Genomic DNA, 20660 nt, shown 5'->3' on the forward strand with positions numbered 1-20660 from the left:
ACATTTTGCGTTACCGGGGAGCTTGCACCTGCGTCCGCGACAAAAGGTCGGGACCCTCGTGCTCTGCCGGGGCTCCTTCGGCTAATTCATCTTTATTTCTACAAATCGGTCACACAGCCCAGGGAAGCGCTGCTTACCGATTTTGCGTATTTCTTCAAAATGCCAAAACTGGCGTTGAGCGGTGGCGCTTCCCAGCGGGCCCGCCGCTCGGCAATGGTCGCCTCATCGAGTTCGGCCTCCAGCACGTTGGCCTCCGCATCGATCCGGATGATGTCTCCGTCTTCGAGCAGGGCCAGCAGTCCACCGACCTGGGCCTCCGGACTGATGTGTCCCACCACAAAACCGTGGGTGCCGCCGCTGAAGCGACCGTCGGTGATCAGGGCGACTTTCTTGCCCAATCCCTGCCCCATGATCTCGCTGGTGGGCTTGAGCATTTCGGGCATGCCGGGTCCACCCTTCGGACCACAATAACGAATGACGATTACCTCGCCCTCCTTAATGGTTTTTGCACCAATAGCGGCGTTGGCCTCCACCTCTGAGTTGAACACCCGCGCCGGCCCCATGAACTGGGTACCCTCCTTTCCGGTGATCTTCGCCACCGACCCTTCCGGGGACAGATTGCCGTAAAGAATCCGCAGGTGACCGGTTGGCTTTATGGGCTGATCAAAGGGCTTGATGATGTCCTGCTCCTCCCGCAGGGGAGGCACTTCGGCCAGGTTCTCGGCCAGTGTTTTACCGGTGACCGTCATGCAGTCTCCGTGGAGGTAACCGTTGTCCAGCAGCAACTTCATCACGCCGGGGACACCCCCCGCGTAGTAGAGATCTTCCATGACGTACTTACCACTCGGTTTGAGGTCCGCGATGAAGGGTACGCGGTCACTGATGCGCTGGAAGTCATCGATGGTGATGTCCAGTCCGGCGGCGTGACTCATCGCCAGCAGGTGGAGCACGGCGTTGGTGCTGCCCCCCAGGGCGATGAGGGTGACCATGGCGTTCTCGAAGGATTTCCGGGTGAGGATATCCAGCGGCTTCAGGTCCTTAACCAGCAGGTTTTTCATGTATTCCCCCACCCGCTTAACGTCAGCCTGTTTGTCCGGATGGTTCGCGGGGATGGAACTGTTGTAGGGCAGGGCCATGCCCATTGCTTCGATGGCCGTGGCCATGGTGTTCGCCGTATACATACCTCCGCAGGCGCCCGAGCCCGGGCAGGCGTGGCGAATCACGCCACGGTAGGTTTTTTCATCCACCTGCCCCGTGCGGTACTTCCCAAGCACCTCAAAGGCGGAAACGATGTCCAGCTTCTGGTCTTCGTAGCAGCCGGGGCTGATCGTGCCCCCAAAGAGCAACAGCGAGGGCCGGTTCAGGCGCGCCAGGGCAATCATGGCTCCGGGCATATTTTTATCGCAACCCACTACGGTTACCAGTCCGTCGTACCACTGGGCTCCGGCCACCGTCTCGATGCTGTCGGCAATCACGTCGCGGCTGGGTAGGGAATACCGCATCCCGGCCGTCCCCATGCTGATGCCGTCGCTCACGCCAATGGTGTGGTAGATCAGGCCGAGGATGTCGTCCTGTTCGTTGATGCCGGCCTTGACCCCTTCGGCCAACCCGTTCAGGTGCATATTACAGGGATTGCCTTCCCAGCCCGTGGAGACCACCCCGATCTGGGCCTTCTCCATATCCTCATCGCTCAACCCGGTGGCGTACAACATCGCCCGGGCGGCGGGTTGCTCGGGGTTGCTCGTTACGTTTTTACTGTATTTATTCAGGGGATTCGACATGTGATCTGTTGAACTTTTTTGGGAGGGGATAAAGCAAAAAAGCCGCTTTCCGGGCTGGAAAGCGGCTTTTTCGAGTTGATGGCAAATTATGCAGCTTTCCGTGAGTTGATGGGCTCACCCACCACCAGCACAATAAGCACCACAATTACCAGTAACTGAGACATAGGATGTACCATTAACTTCACTAATGTACCCAGCTCATGGCTACTGATAAAAGCCCACTTCAGGGGCATTTACGACGGCAAAACCTCAATAACGTCGCTTGTCCAGACGGAAAGTAGCCTGTAAGCCAAGTTGATACGCCAGGGATTTGGGACTCCCATCAACGGGTTCCCCGTTTACGTCGGTAAACCGAAAATCCACGAATGGCCCCGTGCCGTACCTGGCGGAAACCAGGGGCGTAAGGGTGAGCAGGTTGCTGATACCAAAATCAATGCCCACGCCACCACCGAAGGTAAAGGCACTCGTATTTTCCACGTTCAGCCCATTATCCCATCGGTAAAATGCGTAACCCGGACTCAGCTGCACAAAGAAACCCTTCTGCAACTGGGGTCCCTGTTTACCGAAGGTCGGGCAATCACAGTCGGTTCCGAAATCGAAGAGGTAAATATTGGTTTTGAACTGGAAACCATACTCACCGTACCGGCCGTCGGCAAGGGCGGTATTGGCGGCGGCGTAATAAAGGGTTGGTTGAAATTCTACCCGTTTCTGGGGAAGGCGAAACCAGTAGTGGGCCGCGAACTCAATGCCATTATCCAGGAGCTCAGCATCCGTCAACTGATCTGCCGGTCCGGACCAGACGGTCTGATTCAAATTATAAAAGGAAGACACCCCAAACTGGGCCTTAGCGAAAAGTCCCGTACACAGCAGCAGGACGAGTAATGGGAAGCGCATAAAGATCATTTTAAGGGTCAACGGAAGCCCGCAAAGAGAATTGCCCGGCAAGGATTTTTTTGACCGTTGTCTGCGGTACTTTCGGTGGGTCGTTTTACGGCACGCTCCCCAGAATACACCACGAATACCACCAGCGTTCACTTCGAAATTGATTGGGCATAATGGATTCTCCGTGGCGGAAAACCCCAAAAAGCAAAACATAGCCGACGACGACTGGTTAAAGACACGTTAAGTCCGCCCCGAAGAGGTACTGATTTCGGAGGGGTTCCTATCTTCTCCCTTATGCCGACCATCAACCAATACCGAACTGCTTTCTTTTTTCTTTTCCTCAGTATCGCTGCGGTGCTTTCCGGTCAGAAAAACTATCGACTCACCCTGATTAAGGGAGAGACGGGAATTCTCATCGACAGCGTTACCGTGAACAGCACCCTGCCAAATTCAGCAAGGGCGCTCGCCTTTCCCGGTGACTCCGCTACCCTGACCGTCCCGGTGTACGTGCCCTCCGATAAATTGCTCATCAATACCTACGCCGAAGGTAATTACCTCGGAACCGTGGAATGCTGGGTGGACGAAGGCAAGGCAAGAGTATTTCTTTCCGTCGATTCCGGCCGAACCATGATTGACTCCATCCGGGGTTCTACCCTGGATGACTGGGTCCTTGCCGTCACCCGGGAATTTAATGCCCGGGAAGACATTACCTCGGGCGATGGCTTTTATGACCTGCTCACGCTAGCATCCAACTACGCTTACGAATTGGTGTCCGCCCCCTTCGTGAGAATGTGCCTTGAAGTGTGGCCGAATGATTACCGTAAGATGATGTCTTTACGCAATGCCCTCTACGACCAGCCGGGTTGGCTAAGGCGACACCCCTACTATAAACCACTGCTGGCGCGGATCAATCTGGTAACCTACAATAAATCGGTCAAGCTCAATTCGTTTAACCTCATTGACCGGGGCGGAAACCCCGTAAACCAACCCTTACCCAATACTCCCTACACGGTGCTGTATTTCTGGAGCCTGAACAGTCCCTCCTCCGACGTCGATCACCAGCGCATGGCGGCGGAACGAGAGGCGGAGGTCTTCCCCAAAGGCGTACCCTTCATCGGCGTCTGCGCACCGGCCGATCAAACGGTATGGAACAACTACCTACGGGAAAGAGACATTCCCTGGATCAGTTTTATGGAAGTAGCCGAGGACAATAAACTTAACTCCGATAAACTGGGTATTCTCGTGTACCCCACCTACTTCCTGCTCAACCGCCGCGGCCGGGTGATGGGTATCTTCAATAATTACGACGCCTTGCGAAAAACCCTCGAAGCGGTGGCCGATGCCCCGAAAAGGGGGCAATAACCCATTGCCTAATCCTCGCGGTCAAGTACTTTCCAATTCCTTTCTCCGCTGACGATTGACTGAATGAACAAGGTAAGTCCCACCAGGAAAAGGATACGCCCCACCATGGAGGCGACCGACGTATAGGCCATTATCTCCAGGTAGAATCCACGGTCGGTGTCCTCGGCGGGTCCAAGGGGAGCAGAATAAGAAAGGTAGGAAGTTATGGAGGCGTGTACGAGCATCAATAGGGAGCCCACTACCATCAGATTGCTTCCAGTATTCTTCTTCTTTTTCTGGGCGTAGATGCTGATGAACAATTGCACCGTAGCAAAGGCAGGACTGATTAAAAATGCAAGAACGGTCAACATTTCCATTTGGAATGGTTTAAGCGAGTAAGCATATTTAGCTTGCCTAAGCTACGGGAGATCACCCATTCCTCCCGATTGAGCAAATACTGACCTCCCCAAAACAACCCCATGAAGACCTTTGTGCTCTTCGACATCGACGGCACCCTACTCTATTCCAACAAGGTAGACAGTCAGTCATTTGCCACAAGTTATGAGCGGATTTTCGGACGGGAGTTCCCCACCATTGACTGGACGCGCTTTCCCTCGGTAACCGACCACGTAATTTTCCGGACGGCCTTCCATGATCACTTTGGGCGCTATCCCTCAGAGGAGGAACGCCAGGTTTTCGAAGACGATTACGTGGCCAATTTACAACGACAGCGGGTGTCCGCTCCCGAGGACTTTCGGGAAGTTCCCGGCGCAGCCGCCCTCTGGCGGCGGCTTGCCGAAGAAGATGACCTCGTCACGGGGATTGCTACGGGTGGCTGGAAAACGCCGGCCTCCATCAAATTGGCCCACGTCGGCATCCCCGAAAATCCACCCTACGCCGGATACGCCAACGGTCATTTCCGCCGGGAGACCATCCTACAGACCGCCATCGATCGCGCAAGTGCCGAACACGACGTGCAGCGGGTCGTGTACATTGGCGACGCCATCTGGGACGTGAGCACCACACGGGCCATGAAAATCCCGCTCATCGGCATCCGCCGACAGGGCGACCACCACGTGCTCCACCAGGCCGGAGCGGACACGGTGATTACCGACTTTCAGAATCAGGATAGCTTCCTGGAAATTCTGCGGAAAAAGGCGTCTGAATCCGGGCAAATTCACCCGACCTAAAAAATGTTATTAGTCCGTTCTTTCCTTCTTCCAACGATTATCCTGAATCCGGGCAAATTCAGGGATAAAGCAATTTAAACCGATAAAATTCAGAACATAATTTTTCAACACGGCCAATCAAGGAGCCCGTACCAATAATTATTTCGCAAACTATTGTTTGATATGAAAATTACCCCGATCTTTGCGGCGCAAAACGGAGGTACTCCAACTTGCACGGATTGAATTTGATTATTGCCGGGCCTTCCGGCACCCCAAAAACGTTGAAATATGCGTGCATCCCAGAACATTGACTTAGGTCGCAACACCAAAATCACTCCCGCCCAACTCCGGCTTTCCGCCGGCGCAAATGGCCCTGCCGGCATGCGTTTTCGCGCTCGTCGCAGTGCCCTTCCCCGCGCCCGTCGCGCCGAAGTAGCTGCCGCCCTCACGGGTGCGGTACTCATCGTTAGCCTGATCCTGGGTTTGATGGCGATTTAGACCAGCAACCTTAACCGAACAGAGAAAATGGCCTGTCCCCGAAGTACCGGGGGCGGGTCATTTTATTTCACCCTACGAAGTACCGCATAAATTCTGCCTTCCGCCGACGGCTGACGTCGAGATGGTGCCCCTGCGCCAGGCAGACTACCCCACCCTCGCCCCGCTGGTAGGATTTAACGTGCGTGAGGTTGATCAGGTAGGACTGATGAATGCGGCAAAAACCGGAGCCATCCAGTAAGCGCTCATATTCCTTCAGGGTTTTGCTGGTCAACAATTCCGTTCCGTCATCCAGAAAAAAGCGGGTGTAGTTAATCTCCCCGCGAAGGAAGATAATTTGTGACAGGGAGAGCACCCGAAAGCCGCTCAGATCGGGCACCACCAGCCGCGATTGCTTTCCTTGCTGGTTGGTGAGAAAAGTTTTGAGGCGATGGTCCGCAGGTGCCGTGGCTTCCCGTCGTCTGGCGAAGCGCTGAACGGCTTCGCGCAGCTCTGAGATACGCAGGGGTTTCAGCAAATAGCCCAGGGCCGCAAAATCGAACGCCCGGATGGCGTACTGATCGTAGGCGGTAGCAAAAATCACCTCCGCTTCCAGGTCGGGCAATTGGTTCAGCAAATCAAAGGCGGTTCCGCCCCGGAGGTTGATGTCCAGAAAGATCAGCTCTGGCCTTTCTTTCCTGATGAGCGCCACTCCTCCCGACACGTCGTCGGCCTCCCCCACGATTTGTAGGGGAAATTCCATGTCCATCAATAAACTGGCCAGCAGTTGGCGGGCGCTGGCTTCATCTTCAATCAATACCGTGCGGATGGTGCCCATGGTCATGTTTTGGTTAAAGTGTCTACGGTCATTCAGTAATGCTCCCCTTACTATATCGTGCGGACAAAGATTCCCTTACCCCCTGGCCTACTCCCAGAGCGGAATGACCAACTCGGTACGTACCCCCGTCTGGGCCAGGTCAATGTCTTTGCGGTTCCGGATGTTTACCCTGCCCTTATCGCCCAGCCGTTCGCGGGTGATTTCTACTCCCCGGGAGCGGTGCCCCTCCTGCTGGGGAGGTCCCCCCGACATCCCTAAGCCATCATCTTCTATCAGGCAGACCAGCGCATCCAGATCTTCATCGTAATCTACGCAGATGTCGATTTTCCCCGGTCTTTTTGAGGGGGCAATACCGTGCCAGATCGCATTCTCTACGAAGGGTTGAAGAATCAAAGGGGGTACGCGGACCAGATCGGGTTCCACCTCCTCCGTGAGCCGGAAGGCGAACTGCAGTCCCGTACCCAGTCGCTGCTGCTCCAGCCGCAGGTACAGTTCCAGCGTTTCCAGTTCCTCGGCCAGACTGATCCTCTTCTGGCCCGTTTGCTCCAGCACCCGCCGGACCAGCTGGCTGAAGGCCCCCAGATACTCGTTTCCCTGCGCAAACTTCCGGGAAGAGAAAAAGCTCTGAATCGCGTTGAGGGAATTAAAGATAAAGTGCGGGTTCATCTGTGCCCGTAGCAGGTTGTAGCGAAGTTCGGCCTGCCGCTTGGCGTATTCGAGATGCTTGCGTTTTCTTCTCGCCCGCACGATCAGCGTCCCCCCCAGCGAAGCAATCATCAGAGTACCAAAGCCTCCCAGGGTAAGCCGCTGCCGGGTGCGGGCCGCACGTTTCTCCCTGTCCAGTTCCATTTGGGCGAGGGTATACTCCCGCCAGGCCCGGTTCGCTTCCAGTTTGGCGGCCATTTCCTCTACCCGCTCGGCCTGCCGACGTTCCTGCAGGCTGTCCTGAATCACGTAGGACCGACTGGCGAATTCATAGGCCTCCTGATACCGGTCCAGCCCCGCATAGCTTCTAGACAAGGCCGCGTAGGCCTCCATCAACTTACCGGCATCGGCCCGCTTTTCAAAGTACGGGAGGGCATCCTCAATGAGTTGCACGCTTTCGGTGAAGTTGCCCCGCTCACTCTCAATGATGCCCAGGTTCATTTCCTTGAAATTCTCGGAATCTTCCAACCCCTGTTTCCGGGCGGACGCAATGCCAAGGTTCAGTAATTCTGCGGCACGGTCCAGATCTCCCAGGTCGTGGTACACGGATGCGGCGTTGGTGTAAAAAGAAGAGTTCAGCGCCTTGGACTGGGTGTACTTCAGCACCGGGCTCATGCGGTTGACGTAGACCAGGGCGCTGTCCAGTTCCCCCAAGTTGCGGTAAGCAATGATGAGCCGGTTATACAAGCTGGCCTCCAGACGGTACCACTTTTCTTCCCTCACCTCATCAAGGAACTCCTTGGCCAGTCGGGGAATCAAGTCGTATTGCCCACAATCACCGAGGGTAGCACAGTAAGTGTTTCGTGACTTCACCCGGTTCATCAGGTTGGTATTGTTTTTGGCCATCAAAGAGTCGGCCAACGCCAATGCTTCAATGGCTTCTCCACACCTTCCCGCCGAGGACAACTGGTAGCCCAGGTTAGAAAGAATCACCAGTTCACCCATCAGGTGACCCGCCGCCCGGTAGTAAATGGCGGCAGAATCAGAATCGGCCAGCGAAGCATCAAAGGCCCCCTCCCGCCGGTCGATGATGGACAAACTCCGAAACCCGTGCCCGATCAGGGTATCGTGACCGATCATCCGGCCCAACCGCAACGTTTCCATCGCGTAGAACCTGCAGCTGTCGTAGTTAGCGTTCCGGAAGTGGAACTCCGAGAGCTTATCCGCCGTAAACCCCCTTTCCCGAACGTCCGTTTGGATGAGGTAAACCCGCTGCAGGCTATCCAGGGTTGCCCGAACGTCCATCTCCTGCCCCCTTACGGTCGATACACAACCGATCAGAAACAACACCATAAATCCAGCTTTCATGCTCTTCGCAATTTCTGACGGCCCCTCATACATCAATCAATTTACGACCGCCGCGCATGCCACCCGTAGTAGTTGGCCTGCTCAAAATAATCTTCCAAATCTACGCATCACCCCTCCCAAAGACCAGCGGCACTGATTTTTTGGTAGTCGGCAATGATTAAGTGGCAATCGAAGCGATACGGATTCCGCCAATTGTCCGGCGATTATGTAGGAAACCAGGAAGTTAGCCCCATTGATCCTTTGGTTGAAACCATATCAAGGAGGTATTTTACTCCCCTTCCTTCAGCCTCAGGGGCACCAATTTGCCGTCCGGGGTTACCATGAAGTACTGCTGTTCGTAAATCTTTTGGGTGGGGATTTTCCGCTCGGGCAGGACAAAGCGCACCTTCAGACTATAACTGAATTGCGCGGCGGGGGCCAGCAAATCCGGATTAATGACCAGATCGTAGTCGTTGGCGGGGATGGGGTCGTAAAACCGCAGGGTAGGTTTGTCAATCTTGTCCACCACCGCTTCGTCCCGCTCCTGGGCGGTGAGTTGCTGGGCGGCGAAGGCGGTGTAGGATTTGTAACGGTCGGCCGGATAGGCCACCCAGGCGTTTTCGGCGGTGATGACGTAAGCACTGTCAAGGCCGATACCCTGCTCGCTGTAGATTTGCGTCAGGGTGTCCAGGTAGGCGAAGGTCATTTGCCGTAGCTCGGTGTAGATGTCCTGCGGCCGGTCTACCTGATAATCTACCTTAATGATGTCGTACACTTCCTGGCCCGCGGCGGCCGTGACGATCTGATCCAGAAGGGCCGGGTCGCGGTAGCGGACGTGGATGTTCTTCTGTAGCTGAAACCCGGTGGGCACTTCGGTGAGCGTCTTACGGGAGAAGATTTTCTTCTCCGAGGCAAAGGCGTAGGTGGGCAGGAAGTTGACCATGTCGATGTAGATGTCCGCTTCGGGTACCCCAAGAGAACGCAGGGCCGTTTTGACGCCGCTGATGCGGTCGTTCATCTGTTCGTTGGTACTGGAGACCGTCTTGCCGGCCTGGAAAACGCTAAACACCGCCACGTAGCTGCTGGCGGGTTGGTTGGACAGGGCGTTGATGGTGATCTCCACCTCGTTGGAGGCATCCAGGAAAGTAGCGGCCCGCTGCACGCCCCGGAAATTGGCGCGATAGTTGATCGCCGTGTTGTTGTTCTGCTGCTGATAGTTGCCCATGACCTGAGCGGGAAGAGAGGTTGCTCCCAGGAGGAAACCCAGGAATAGCATAGACAGGGTGAAAGTTTTCATAACCAGGCTTTGGTGAGTGATCGGAGACGAAACGCCCCGTAAGGTGTAACGCAAGGAGGCGATCAATCTTATTTCAAGGTGGAGATTGCCACTTCCAATAGCGGGGAATAAGGGCACGGAGTGCGGGTGCCGAGTGTACGGGAAAGGAGCCAAGGTCACCCTCCTGGTGGTGCCATTCCCCGAATGGCAGCCGAATCAACTCTACCTATGGAATCGCACCATCTCTAAATTCCATTGGTGCCTGAAGAATGGTATCGCCCCACCTCAGTGGGCCGTGGAGACTTTTCGGCGAAAAGTCACACCAGTAGGTAGATTACCTTGCCGTCATTCAATTCATGGCACCCGCGCCGCGTCGCCCAAATTAAATCCTAAATCCTATAGCCTTGATCCTAAGTCCTCAAACTTCTACCCCTCCGTCAGGGTCTCACCGATGTCCGTGCGGGCCGCCTGTATGGCCGGAATGACCGCCGCCAGGAAACCCAGGGCGAGGGCTCCCAGGAACATCCAACCCTCTTCGGGCAAGAAGCGCCAGGCGTCTAGCTGATAGCGAAAATCGTCCCGGATGTTGTTGGCCATCACGGCCAGGATGCCGTGGGAAAGCAGCAGTCCGGCCAGGGCGCCGATGGCCGCGACGAAGAGCCCCTCCAGCACGATCAAACCGAATAGGCCACCCCGACCAGAGCCCATCACCCGGAGCATCGCCAGCTCGTAGCGACGGTCGCGGAGGGAGGAAAATAGGGAAATGAAAATGCTGAGGGCAGATACGATGATGATCGCAATGACCAGGATGCGCAGAATCCGCTGCCCGTTGTCGAATTGTCGCCGGACTTCATTAATCTGGTAGGGTGGCTCGGCGGCCAACAGATCGGTATTGTCGTTGATGTTGCGGGCAAAACTCATCGTACGGGCGTTGATGCCCTTGTATCGTACCAGTATACTCGTCAACTCTTTATCCTCGGCGGCTTCCAGTAATTGTTGAATGCCTCCCACGTGGTTATGGTCCGCATGATCTGCGTGCTCGTGGTCATCATGGTCGTGGTCTGCATGGTCATCTTCCTGATGATCTTCCGCACCACCGCCGTGATCGTGCGTATGCCAGTAGGTAGGATTGGTGGTTAGGATGACGTCGTCCAGCACCGTGCCGCTTTCGGCCAGGATGCCAACTACTTTAAATTCCCCTTCGTGCTCCATCGCGTCTTCGCCCTCGTCCACGATGCCGTGGGCGGAGCGGAAGGTGTCCCCCATTTTCAGCCCCGTATTCGCTACGACGTTGGGCCCGACAACCACCTCGAAATCGTGCTGCCAGACTTCTCCCCGCCCGATCTCCGCACCGTACCAGTCGAGGATGTCCGGCACCGTACCCACAATCCGGTAGCCCCGGTAGCCATCCCCGAGCGAAAGCGGCAGGGCCGCTTCGATTAGGGGGTGCCTGGGGTTCAGGAAAGCCCGGACTTCCCCCAGGGAAACGTTGCCGTTGGGGTATCCGAGGTGATACATGCTGTTCAGGACCAGGTTCAGCGGACTACCCTTCGCCCCCACCACCAGGTTCACCCCGGCCAGGTTGGCGTCAAATTGTTCGTCGGCCTGTTTTCTCAGGGAGAGCAACAGGGAGACCAGTCCCACACTCAGCGCAAAGAGCAAAATACCCAACAGGGCATTCAGTGGTTTATAGGTCAGGTTTTTCCAGGCGAGGCGTATTAGGTTCATAGCCGTATCTGTTGGTCGATGATCCGGGTCAGGCGGTTGTCGTGGGTTACAATGAGGAGAGTGGCGTTCACGGCGGCGGCCTGTTCGCGCAGCAGGTCAATCACCCGGTGGGTATTGGCGTCGTCCAGAGCGGAAGTAGGCTCATCGGCCAGAATAACCGAGGGCTGATTGATGATGGCCCGAGCGATGGCCGCCCGCTGCTGTTGGCCCACCGAAAGTGCAGCGGGTGCCGCATCCGCCTTGTTTCCGATGGAGAGCTGATCGAGTAACTGCTGGATCCGGTCATGATCCACGGCGTTACCCGCCAGGCGCTGGGCCAGGGCCAGGTTTTCGGCCACCGAAACGGAACGCACGAAGTGGGCCGTCTGAAAAATGATGCCCAGTTGCTTTCCCCGGAAACGATCCAGGTCGCTTCCGCTGAGCTGGCCAAGGACCTGATTGTCCACTACGACCTCGCCACTGCCGGGCGTTCGCAGTCCCGCCAGCAGTTGGAGCAGGGTGGTTTTTCCGCTTCCGGAATCGCCCAGTAACAACCACGTTTCTCCGCGGGCGCAGGAGATGTCGGGAAAGGTCAGTTGTTCCCCGCCGGGATACTGATACGTTAAAGCGCGGGTAGCTAACATGAATTGGGGTTCTTGGATTAATCGACGGCCGGTGCCCGGAAGACAAACATACTAAATAAGGTTTCGGCTCCGGGAATGATGGTTTAACGCACAAACCGGATTTTGGATGCACCCGGGGCGAGATCAGAGTAGCGGTGGACGTGAGGATTGCAATATTTTACTCCCCTTGCCCACTAAAATCGGCCCCCATCCGGTGCCATCAGCTTGCTCCTAGGTTGCGTCTGAATAATCCTAGTACTCATCGAAATAATGTGGTGGCGGAGCTCCAAAGGCACAATTTAGCGGCATGAACGGGGTTTAGAGCTTATCTGGATTTTACCCATCGGCCGCGATGCGACCATTTTCTGGCTCAGGCCCCCGTTACCTTTTTTCTACTGCGTCCAAGCTACTCCATTGTTCAACTTGCAAAATTTTACCCCATGCAAAACCTCAAAGACTTTTTTCTCTTCTGTTCCGGTGTGGATCGCAGTATTCTTGATCGGGTTCCCTCCGACGAAAACAAATACGTCGGCATCGGGGGTACCATCTTTTTTACCGGAGTGCTGGCCTTTTTCTCGGCTGCTTACGCCCTGTTTACCATTTTTGACAGCTACTTCATGGCCATCATTTTTGGGGTGATCTGGGGACTCATGATCTTCAACCTCGACCGATATATCGTGTCCAGCATGAAAAGCAAGGGGGGCTTTTTCGGCAATTTTGCTACGGCCCTGCCCCGGCTGGCGATGGCCGTTTTGCTGGCCCTCGTCATTTCCAAGCCGTTGGAGCTGAAGATTTTTGAGAAGGAGATCAACGCGGAGCTGATCGTCATGGAGCAGGAAACCTTCAAGGTCCAGGAAGACCGCATCAGTGCCCGCTTTAACGACCAAATCGCCGCGGCCGAAGCGGAGGCTAACCGCCTTCAGGGAGAAATTGACGCCAAAACGGCGGTACGGGACGAGAAAGTAGCCGCCGCCCTGGCCGAAGCCGACGGTAGCGGAGGCTCCGGCGTGCGCAACATGGGTCCCATCTACCGGGCCAAAAAACTGGAAGCTGATCAGGCCCAGGCGGAACTGGAGTCCCTCGTAGCCGTCAACCAACCCCAGATCATCGAAAACCGGCAGCAGGCCGCCGATCTACGCGGCCAGATCAAGGAGGAAATTTCCAGCCTGGAACGCAGTGCCTTCGGCGGCATGGCGGCACGCATCGAAGCGCTCGAAAGACTGGGCCACAAGAGCGACGCCATCTACTACGCCAGCATCTTCATCATGCTGCTCTTCATCGCCATCGAAACGGCGCCCATCTTCACCAAACTCATTTCTCCCCGGAGTCCGTACGATCATCTGCTCCACGAGCATGAGCACGTTTTCGAAATGGCCACCAAACAAAGCACCGGAGAGCGGGGCAACGACGTCAGGAACCGCCTGAGGGTGCACACCGAGGTGGGCGTACATCAGGCCACCGCCGAGATTGCCAGGAAGAAGGCCGAAATCGACGCCGAGCTGGACCGCACCTTCAAGGGCCTCCGCAACCGCGGTTACGAGATCGGATAAACAGCCGGGGCTTGTCGGGAGATTTAGGATAAGGCTGTTCCGTGAATTAATCAATGGGCAATCAAGGCCTTGAATTCCTCAATAGCGGCAGGTAATTACCTGCCGCTACCGTTTGTCCCACTGAACTGCCGCGATTCTACAGGAATCGCTGATGAGATCTCAGGGAACCGTCTAGATTTAAAACAATAAATCGACCGACAAGGCCCCTCCCTGCTTATCTTCGCCGCAGAACATCCATTCCGCAAGTGCGCCTGCCTACTATTTGCCTGATTCTCCTGTTGCCCCTATTCGCTTCCGCTCAGGAAGGCGTCTTTCCCACTACCGACATCCGCTCCCGCCTGATGGGCGGCACGGGACTTACGGCAACGGGGATCGACGGCATCTGGACCAACCCCGCCGGCCTGGCCGGCACCCCGGATCAGCTGCAGGCCTCCGCGACCGCCGAACAACGGTTCGGCATCAGCGAACTCAGCTTTGCCAACGTCGCGGCCGCCTACGGAACGAAGAACGGTGGCTTCGGCCTGCAACTGGCAAGCTTTGGCTTTGCCACCTACCGGGAGAACCGCATTGGGCTGGCCTACGGCCGGCAACTCACGGACAACTTCAGCATCGGCGGCGACCTGGCCGGCTTCAGCACCACCACTGACGGCTATGCCGCCACCTTCGACATCACCTTCGGATTGGGCATGCAACTGCAAATCCTCGAAGAACTGGCCATCGGCGCTCGGATCTTTTCTCCCGTCAGAACGGAAGTCCGGCCCGATGAATACCTCACCCAGATTATTGCCGTGGGGCTCAGCTACCGCCCCAGTGATAAAATCACCCTGAACGCCGAGCTGCATCAGGATGCGGATTTCCCCGCCCGCTTTCGGGCGGGTCTGGAGTACCTGCCCGCCGAAGAACTGAGCGTACGGCTCGGGGTGGCCACCGAAGTGGCGGAACTCTCCTTCGGCCTCGGCTACGAAGTCATTGAGCGGCTCGACATCAGCGCCGGTGCCGTGTGGCACGAGGTGCTCGGATTGTGGCCCTCGGTGGGTGTGCGGTGGCGGTAGAGATCCCCCACCCTTTTCGCAGCCTGGAGACTTGACTACCCAACGGTCCAGTAAGACACTGGTCGGAATCAGGGGCGTTGAGTTTTCAGCCAGGCACGAGGGGTCATGCCCTCCTGCTTCTTGAAGAAATTATTGAATACCGTCTTGGAGTTGAACCCACTTTCGTAAGCCAATCCAAGCAAGGTCAGATGGCTGTTTTCCGGCAACAATGCCTTTTCTTTAAAGGTCGCCAGGCGATAGGCGTTGATGTATTCATTGAAGTTTTTACCCACCGCCTGATTCAATAACCAGGAAAGCTTATTGGGATGCACCTCGAGGGCGGCAGCCAGCGTACGCAGGGAGAGTTCGGCGTTTAGGTAAGCCCGCTCCTCCTGCACGAGATGCGTTAGGGTACGCAAATAATGCTCCCGTTCTTCGGCGTTCAGTAGGGCCTTTTGTGGCTTGACTTTACCCAGATGCCATTCCGGGCTTGATGGAAAATCGTTTCGGTCAAGCCCAAAATTCATGCGTTGGTACAGGCGCTCAAAGCGGGGATGTTCCCGCAGGTCATCCCACACCCAATAATGCTTGAGACCTACCATCATGGTCGACCGTTGCGTGAAAGCCAGTTCCAGGCAGTCTATCGCTTCTTCCTGCATGCCCAGTAGGGCATACAACTCTGCGGGGTCACAGGCATCGAGGTATTCGGTTTCGGCCATCGCGGCCAGGACCGTTTCCCGCTCCCCCATCAGCGCACGCACCTGTAATAAATTGTAGGCTGCGGGGCCCTTCCCCTGGCTCAGCTGTAAAGCATGTTGTACGCTGGCGATGGCTTCGGCAAACTGTCCGGTTTGGGCCAGTGCCAGGCCCCGCCAGCGGTGGGCCTCGGCGAAATGCTCGTCCAGAAGGATGGCTCTTTCAAAGGTTTTTATCGCCGCGGTGAACTGAGCGGCAAAATAGTGGCAAAGGCCCAGTTGCCAGTGAGAAATACTGTGCAGGGGGTCCTGCTCCACGACCTGTTCGGCAATGGCCAGTGCACGCTCGTAGTCCTTTTCCAGGAAAACGTAGTAGTAGGTAATGAATTCATTTTCACCGGTCAGACCGGCCGCCACCGCGGCCTCGTAAGCTTTGCGGGCGGCATTCCAGTCCCAATCGTAAAAAAAATGGATGTAGGCCATGACTTTATGGGCCCGGGCCGTCTTCGGCTGGAGACGAATGGATTTCAATGCAGTATTTCGGGCCAGTTCGTGGGCCTCCCGGGATTCCATCAAGCCAAAACCGGCCAGGTGCAGGTAGGTTTCGGCCAGGTAGGCATAAGCCTCCGCGTACTGGTCGTCTGCCGCAATCGCCGCCTTGAAGTACCGTTCCGCCAGCTGGATGTCCGCAAAGTCTTTGCGCTTGAAGTGAAAACTTCCCTTCAGGTAGCGTTCGTAGGCATCAATCCGCCTGGTCGGCGGAGAGGAAGCCGGTTCGGGGATCTCAAAGTGCCCGAATTGCTGGCGAATTTGGTCCGCAATGAGCACACTCAACTCGTCCTGTAGTCTGAAGATATCCTCCAACTCACGGTCAAAATTTTTGGACCACAGCTGACTACCCGACTCGGTTTCGATCAGTTGAGCGGAAATACGCACCCGCCGGCCAGCTTTGCGTACGCTTCCTTCCAGGAGAGTACTGACGCCCAATCGGCGACCGACTTCCCGCGCATCAACCTGCTTATTCTTATAGGTAAAGACCGAAGAGCGCGCGATGACTTTGATGGCACCATCCTTCGCGAGTGCGTGAATGATTTCTTCCGTGATTCCATCACTGAAATACTCGTTGTCCGGGTCCGCACTACGATTAACGAAGGGAAGTACCGCGATGGAAAACTGGGGCTTCGGAGGGGTGGAACTCAAAATCATGAAAATCGGAGGGGGCTACTAAGTCCTAAAGATAAGGGCAATCGACCAGGGAATGCCCTCTATCGCGATCAAACCTCCCCCCGAAAACCCTTTATTCAGGTAGGTCCCCCCGCGAGGTAACGGGAACGTTAATTAACGATACCTCCGAAAGGTGTTCTGGATTTGATCGACCATTATCGAGTATGCGCTGCTTGACGGCAGATAACCGGACCTGGGAAGTGCTACGCTGAATTTCAGTGAGGGGATGTCCGGGAGGGAAGTACGGGAGAAGAAGGGATCTTCACTTCCGATGAACAGGTGAAGGGGAACGGATAATTCCTTCAGATCAGTCGATGCTATGGGGAGAGGGCACGCCAGATGGGGACGGTAACCGGGCAAGGTATTTTTCCAGAAACGGAGCAGCGCTTCGTCAGGAAGGTGCCAGGTATTGCGCGTCAGTTGGCCCAGCGTTTGCGCGTTGGGTGTTCGGTGGAATCGGGCAAGCGGCCTTTGCCGAAACCAGTAGTATTGCCACCGGCAGGCAGGGTGCAACCCGAGGGGCGTAGCCAGGTAAGCCGCCCCTACTCTCCGGGCATCAAAAGTGAGACTTTTCAGGGCTACGTAGGCCCCCAATTCTACCCCCACCAGGTTGGCATGCCAGATGCTCAGTTTGGAAAGCACTTCATGCATCCATTGTCCACAGGCGTCGGTTTCGAGTGGCCAGCGGACTTCAGCGCTCAGATTCGGGTGGCCCGGCAGGTCGATGGCATAAAGCCGCATAAATGGAAGTAAATCCAGAAAATGACGGAGGAACAGGGGGGCACAGGCATTACTCCCATGCAGGAGCACCAGGGCCGGGGCCCCGGGGGTGCCCATCGTCAATACATTGGTGGTGCCAAAACTGGTTTCAACGTTGAGGAATTCTACGCCGGGAGGTAGATTTTCCACTAAAGCATGATACTCCTCCTCCATACTTGCGCGCGCGGCGGGAGAAGTGAAGAAGGATGGTGGAGACAGGTGGGGCGCCATGGCTGAGGTTTATTCCGTACAAAGGTGACCACCGTCCGCAGGCGAATCGTCCGAAATTGTAATCGTGAACATTTTTCTTCCCGAATTACGCGGCACCTGCGGTCACGCCCCAAAAATTTGGCGCAAGCGCAGGTGCAAGGAAAATTGGTAAAAGCAAGAAGTCCGGGATTTCATTTTGGAACGACGGCCAAACCTCCACGGCGCACTTTTGTCGGGTCAATAAGACAAGACAAAAACCTTCCGCAACATGAAACTCACCCTCAGTACGCTAGACCAGACCATTACTACCTACATGGAGAGATGGGGCATTGTACTGGTCAGGCTCTCCTTTGCGATCATCTTCATTTGGTTTGGCGTCCTCAAGCCCCTGGGCTATTCCACGGCGATCCCGTTGGTGGAATCTACGGTGGCCTGGCTCCCGCTACTGGAACCAGCCACCTGGGTTAAAGTCATCGGCTGGTGGGAAGTAGCCATTGGCGTACTCTTCCTGTTCGGGAAGACAATCAGACTGGCCATCGCCCTCCTTTTCCTGCAAATGGTCGGCACTTTCATGCCACTCGTAGTTTTACCGGAAGTAGTTTACCAGGGCGGCCATATTTTTCTGCCCACCATGGAGGGGCAATACATAATCAAAAACATCATGATCATTTCTGCGGCGGTGGTTACCGGGGGTAGCATCCACCGCAAAAAATCCGATCTTTAGCTTTATCAGCAGCCACGCTACCCCCACCCCACCAACCCATCACCCATGTCAAAGACCAGGAAAGAGCGCCGCCTTGCCGCCATCATGTTTACGGACATTGTGGGCTACACGGCCCTGATGCAACGGGATGAACGGCAGGCCGCCGCACAGCGGGCAAAGCACCGGCAGGTGTTCACGGAGACCCACCAACGGCACGGCGGCACCATCCTTCAGTACTTTGGCGACGGTACCCTGAGCACCTTCCCCAGCGGGGTGGAGGCGGTGGCCTGCGCCGTCGCCATCCAGCAAGTCCTGAACGCCCCCGACGGTATTCCGCTGCGGATCGGCATCCACATTGGCGACATTGTGTTTGACGGTACGGAAGTGTACGGTGACGGCGTAAACGTGGCGGCCAGAATTGAGAGCATGGGGGTTCCCGGAGGGGTACTGATCTCCGGAAAGCTGAACGATGAGCTGACCAATCAACAACACCTGACCACTACTTCCCTCGGTCATTTTCAGCTAAAGAATATCACCCAACCACTTTCGGTGTTTGCGGTCGTCAGCTCCGGCCTGGTGGTTCCCCAACGAAACGACCTGAAGGGTAAGCGTTCGGTTGCCCGGCAAACCGTCGCCGTACTCCCCTTCAGCAACCGAAGCCGCCAGGAAGAGGATGAGTACCTCAGCGACGGGATGACCGAAGAGATCATCAACGCCCTGTCGAAGATCAAACCCCTGAAGGTCACCTCTCGCACCTCCTCCTTTTACTATAAAAACAAACAGGTCACCCTTCCCGAAATCGGTCGCCAGCTGGAGGTGGCCTATATTCTGGAAGGGAGCGTTCAGGTGGCGGGTAACAAGATGCGCATTGCCGTAACGCTGGTCGATGCCCAGGAGGACGTTCCGCTATGGTCCCATTCACTGGACCGCAGCCTCGACGACATTTTTGCCGTCCAGGATGAGGTCAGTTTGCTGGTCGCCGACCGCCTGCGGGAGCACATCGGCCACTTTGACATTGACGAGCAGCTGGTCCCCCAACTACCCGTCACGGTTGACAATTACAAGCGCTACCTCCGGGCCAGGTATCATTTGCTCAAAATGAGTGCTCCGGAAATCGAACGGGGCATGGAAATGCTGCGGGAAATCGTCGCCGACCAACCAGACTTCCCGTTAGCGCACCTCGGCCTCCACCTGGGGTATACTCTGATGGGTACCCTGGGCATCATGCCGGCCCCCGCCGCCTTTGCGGCGGGCGGGCCCTTTCTGGAACGGGCCATGACCCTGGACGATAGTCTTCCGGAAATACAACTTCACCGCTCCTACCAAAGCTTTCTTCAGGATTGGGATCTTCCCCAGGCCTACGAGCACCTTCAGCGCTCCTTCGAGCGCCGCCCGACGGTTGAATACTACCAATCGATGACTTCCTACCTGGTTGCGGAAGGCAAGCTGCGGGCCGCCCATCACTACATCGATACGGCCCTGCAAATTGATCCTTTTTCGGACATCAACCACCACCTCAAGGGTTTCCTCTTCTACGTCCAGGAGCAGTATCCCGCAGCCATCCAGTATTTCGAGAAAAGCCTGGCCCTGAAGCCAGACGCTCACGTATCCCTGCCCGAACTGGGGCGGTCCTTGCTCCTGGCCGGTCACACCCAACGCGCCCGGGAGTTTTTCCGGGAATTACCCCTACCTGACGATGACCTCCTGAAGGTCAGTGGTGAAACGATGTTTTACGCCCTGACCGCACCCGAGCAAGCGCTTGAGGGACTGGAAAAACTAACGGCGGCCCTCGACGGAGCACTCATCGATCAGGCGCTGAACTACCTCACCCTCTGCCACGCCCTGCTGGGCAATACGGAAAAAACCCTCCAGCTGCTGGAGCAAGGCATCAACGCCAGGCTACCGATGGTGGTGTACACTCAGATTGACCCCATCCTCAAACCCATTCGTGCCCTCCCCGAATTTCAGGGGTTAAGTGCGCGGATTTTCGGAAGTGATCCGGTACTGGACACCCCCCAAAACAAGTACAAAAAAAACCTCCTTTCCTCCGAAGAGATTGATCGTTACAAGCAGCAGTTGACCAAACTAATGGAGCGTGATGCCCCCTACCTGGATGCCGAACTGAGTTTGCGGAACCTGGCCGACCGGATGGAGCTCCCCCCGAATTATCTCTCCCAGTTACTCAACGCGGGCTTCGGGCAAAACTTTGCGGAATACGTAAATACCTACCGCCTCGAGTACTTCAAAAGTAGGTTAGGCGACCCCGCTTTTCAGCACCTGACCCTGCTTGGGCTGGCCTATGAGAGTGGCTTCAACTCCAAAACTTCCTTCAATACCTTCTTCAAAAAAGCGACCGGAACCACGCCGGCCGCCTACCGCAAGCAGCAACTGAACGAATAGGTTCG

General features: G+C 56.0%; 17 protein-coding genes. 7 read left to right on the top strand and 10 right to left on the bottom strand.

What is annotated here, in order from left to right:
• Positions 1-98: 98 nt before the first annotated feature.
• The gene (gene ilvD / locus E1J53_RS08485; protein WP_134272506.1) at positions 99-1781 is read right to left on the bottom strand and encodes a dihydroxy-acid dehydratase; all 1683 of its coding nucleotides are present in this window, start codon (positions 1779-1781) and stop codon (positions 99-101) included.
• Between the two features lie 249 nt (positions 1782-2030).
• Positions 2031-2675 carry a hypothetical protein gene (locus E1J53_RS08490; protein WP_134272507.1) on the bottom strand — a complete coding sequence of 215 codons (645 nt, stop codon included), beginning with the start codon at positions 2673-2675 and terminating at the stop codon, positions 2031-2033.
• Positions 2676-2957: 282 nt separating this feature from the next.
• Here E1J53_RS08490 and E1J53_RS08495 point away from each other — a divergent pair, with 282 nt between their 5' ends.
• The gene (locus tag E1J53_RS08495) at positions 2958-4025 is read left to right on the top strand and encodes a thioredoxin-like domain-containing protein (RefSeq protein WP_134272508.1); all 1068 of its coding nucleotides are present in this window, start codon (positions 2958-2960) and stop codon (positions 4023-4025) included.
• An 8-nt stretch (positions 4026-4033) separates the two neighbouring features.
• Here E1J53_RS08495 and E1J53_RS08500 read toward each other — a convergent pair whose 3' ends face one another.
• Positions 4034-4375: a hypothetical protein gene (locus tag E1J53_RS08500; RefSeq protein ID WP_134272509.1), complete on the bottom strand. Its 342-nt coding sequence runs from the start codon at positions 4373-4375 to the stop codon at positions 4034-4036.
• 108 nt (positions 4376-4483) lie between these two features.
• On the opposite strand from E1J53_RS08500, the gene E1J53_RS08505 reads away from it, so the two are divergent.
• The gene (locus E1J53_RS08505; RefSeq protein ID WP_134272510.1) at positions 4484-5194 is read left to right on the top strand and encodes an HAD family hydrolase; all 711 of its coding nucleotides are present in this window, start codon (positions 4484-4486) and stop codon (positions 5192-5194) included.
• Between the two features lie 267 nt (positions 5195-5461).
• Positions 5462-5671: a hypothetical protein gene (locus tag E1J53_RS08510; protein ID WP_134272511.1), complete on the top strand. Its 210-nt coding sequence runs from the start codon at positions 5462-5464 to the stop codon at positions 5669-5671.
• Between the two features lie 67 nt (positions 5672-5738).
• On the opposite strand, the gene E1J53_RS08515 is transcribed toward E1J53_RS08510, so the two are convergent.
• From E1J53_RS08515 to E1J53_RS08535, 5 genes are all read right to left on the bottom strand, one after another.
• Positions 5739-6485, bottom strand: coding sequence for a LytTR family DNA-binding domain-containing protein (locus E1J53_RS08515; protein WP_173021407.1), 747 nt, complete (start codon positions 6483-6485; stop codon positions 5739-5741).
• 87 nt (positions 6486-6572) lie between these two features.
• The gene (locus tag E1J53_RS08520) at positions 6573-8498 is read right to left on the bottom strand and encodes a histidine kinase (protein ID WP_173021408.1); all 1926 of its coding nucleotides are present in this window, start codon (positions 8496-8498) and stop codon (positions 6573-6575) included.
• A 268-nt stretch (positions 8499-8766) separates the two neighbouring features.
• Positions 8767-9774 carry an SIMPL domain-containing protein gene (locus tag E1J53_RS08525; RefSeq protein WP_253931197.1) on the bottom strand — a complete coding sequence of 336 codons (1008 nt, stop codon included), beginning with the start codon at positions 9772-9774 and terminating at the stop codon, positions 8767-8769.
• A 405-nt stretch (positions 9775-10179) separates the two neighbouring features.
• The gene (locus E1J53_RS08530) at positions 10180-11481 is read right to left on the bottom strand and encodes an ABC transporter permease (RefSeq protein ID WP_134272514.1); all 1302 of its coding nucleotides are present in this window, start codon (positions 11479-11481) and stop codon (positions 10180-10182) included.
• Positions 11478-12104 carry an ABC transporter ATP-binding protein gene (locus E1J53_RS08535; RefSeq protein ID WP_134272515.1) on the bottom strand — a complete coding sequence of 209 codons (627 nt, stop codon included), beginning with the start codon at positions 12102-12104 and terminating at the stop codon, positions 11478-11480. Before E1J53_RS08535 ends, E1J53_RS08530 begins: the two co-directional genes overlap by 4 nt.
• A gap of 419 nt (positions 12105-12523) precedes the next feature.
• Between E1J53_RS08535 and E1J53_RS08540 the strand changes: the two genes are divergently transcribed.
• Both E1J53_RS08540 and E1J53_RS08545 read left to right on the top strand, forming a co-directional pair.
• On the top strand, positions 12524-13633 hold the full coding sequence (locus E1J53_RS08540) for a DUF4407 domain-containing protein (protein ID WP_134272516.1): 1110 nt from the start codon (positions 12524-12526) through the stop codon (positions 13631-13633).
• 245 nt (positions 13634-13878) lie between these two features.
• Complete coding sequence (locus E1J53_RS08545; RefSeq protein WP_134272517.1) at positions 13879-14685, top strand: hypothetical protein; 807 nt, start codon at positions 13879-13881, stop codon at positions 14683-14685.
• Positions 14686-14753: 68 nt separating this feature from the next.
• On the opposite strand, the gene E1J53_RS08550 is transcribed toward E1J53_RS08545, so the two are convergent.
• Positions 14754-16559, bottom strand: coding sequence for a helix-turn-helix domain-containing protein (locus tag E1J53_RS08550; protein WP_253931199.1), 1806 nt, complete (start codon positions 16557-16559; stop codon positions 14754-14756).
• 138 nt (positions 16560-16697) lie between these two features.
• Positions 16698-17573 (bottom strand): hypothetical protein, encoded by an 876-nt coding sequence (locus tag E1J53_RS08555; RefSeq protein WP_134272519.1) that lies wholly within the window; start codon positions 17571-17573, stop codon positions 16698-16700.
• A 247-nt stretch (positions 17574-17820) separates the two neighbouring features.
• Here E1J53_RS08555 and E1J53_RS08560 point away from each other — a divergent pair, with 247 nt between their 5' ends.
• Positions 17821-18276, top strand: a complete 456-nt coding sequence (locus tag E1J53_RS08560; protein WP_216650026.1) for a DoxX family membrane protein — start codon at positions 17821-17823, stop codon at positions 18274-18276.
• Between the two features lie 45 nt (positions 18277-18321).
• A complete protein-coding gene (locus E1J53_RS08565) occupies positions 18322-20655 on the top strand; it encodes a helix-turn-helix domain-containing protein (RefSeq protein WP_134272520.1) in 2334 nt (777 codons plus the stop codon).
• Positions 20656-20660 lie beyond the last annotated feature (5 nt).

Source organism: Lewinella sp. W8, from assembly GCF_004375085.3.
Classification (GTDB): Bacteria; Bacteroidota; Bacteroidia; order Chitinophagales; family Saprospiraceae; genus Neolewinella.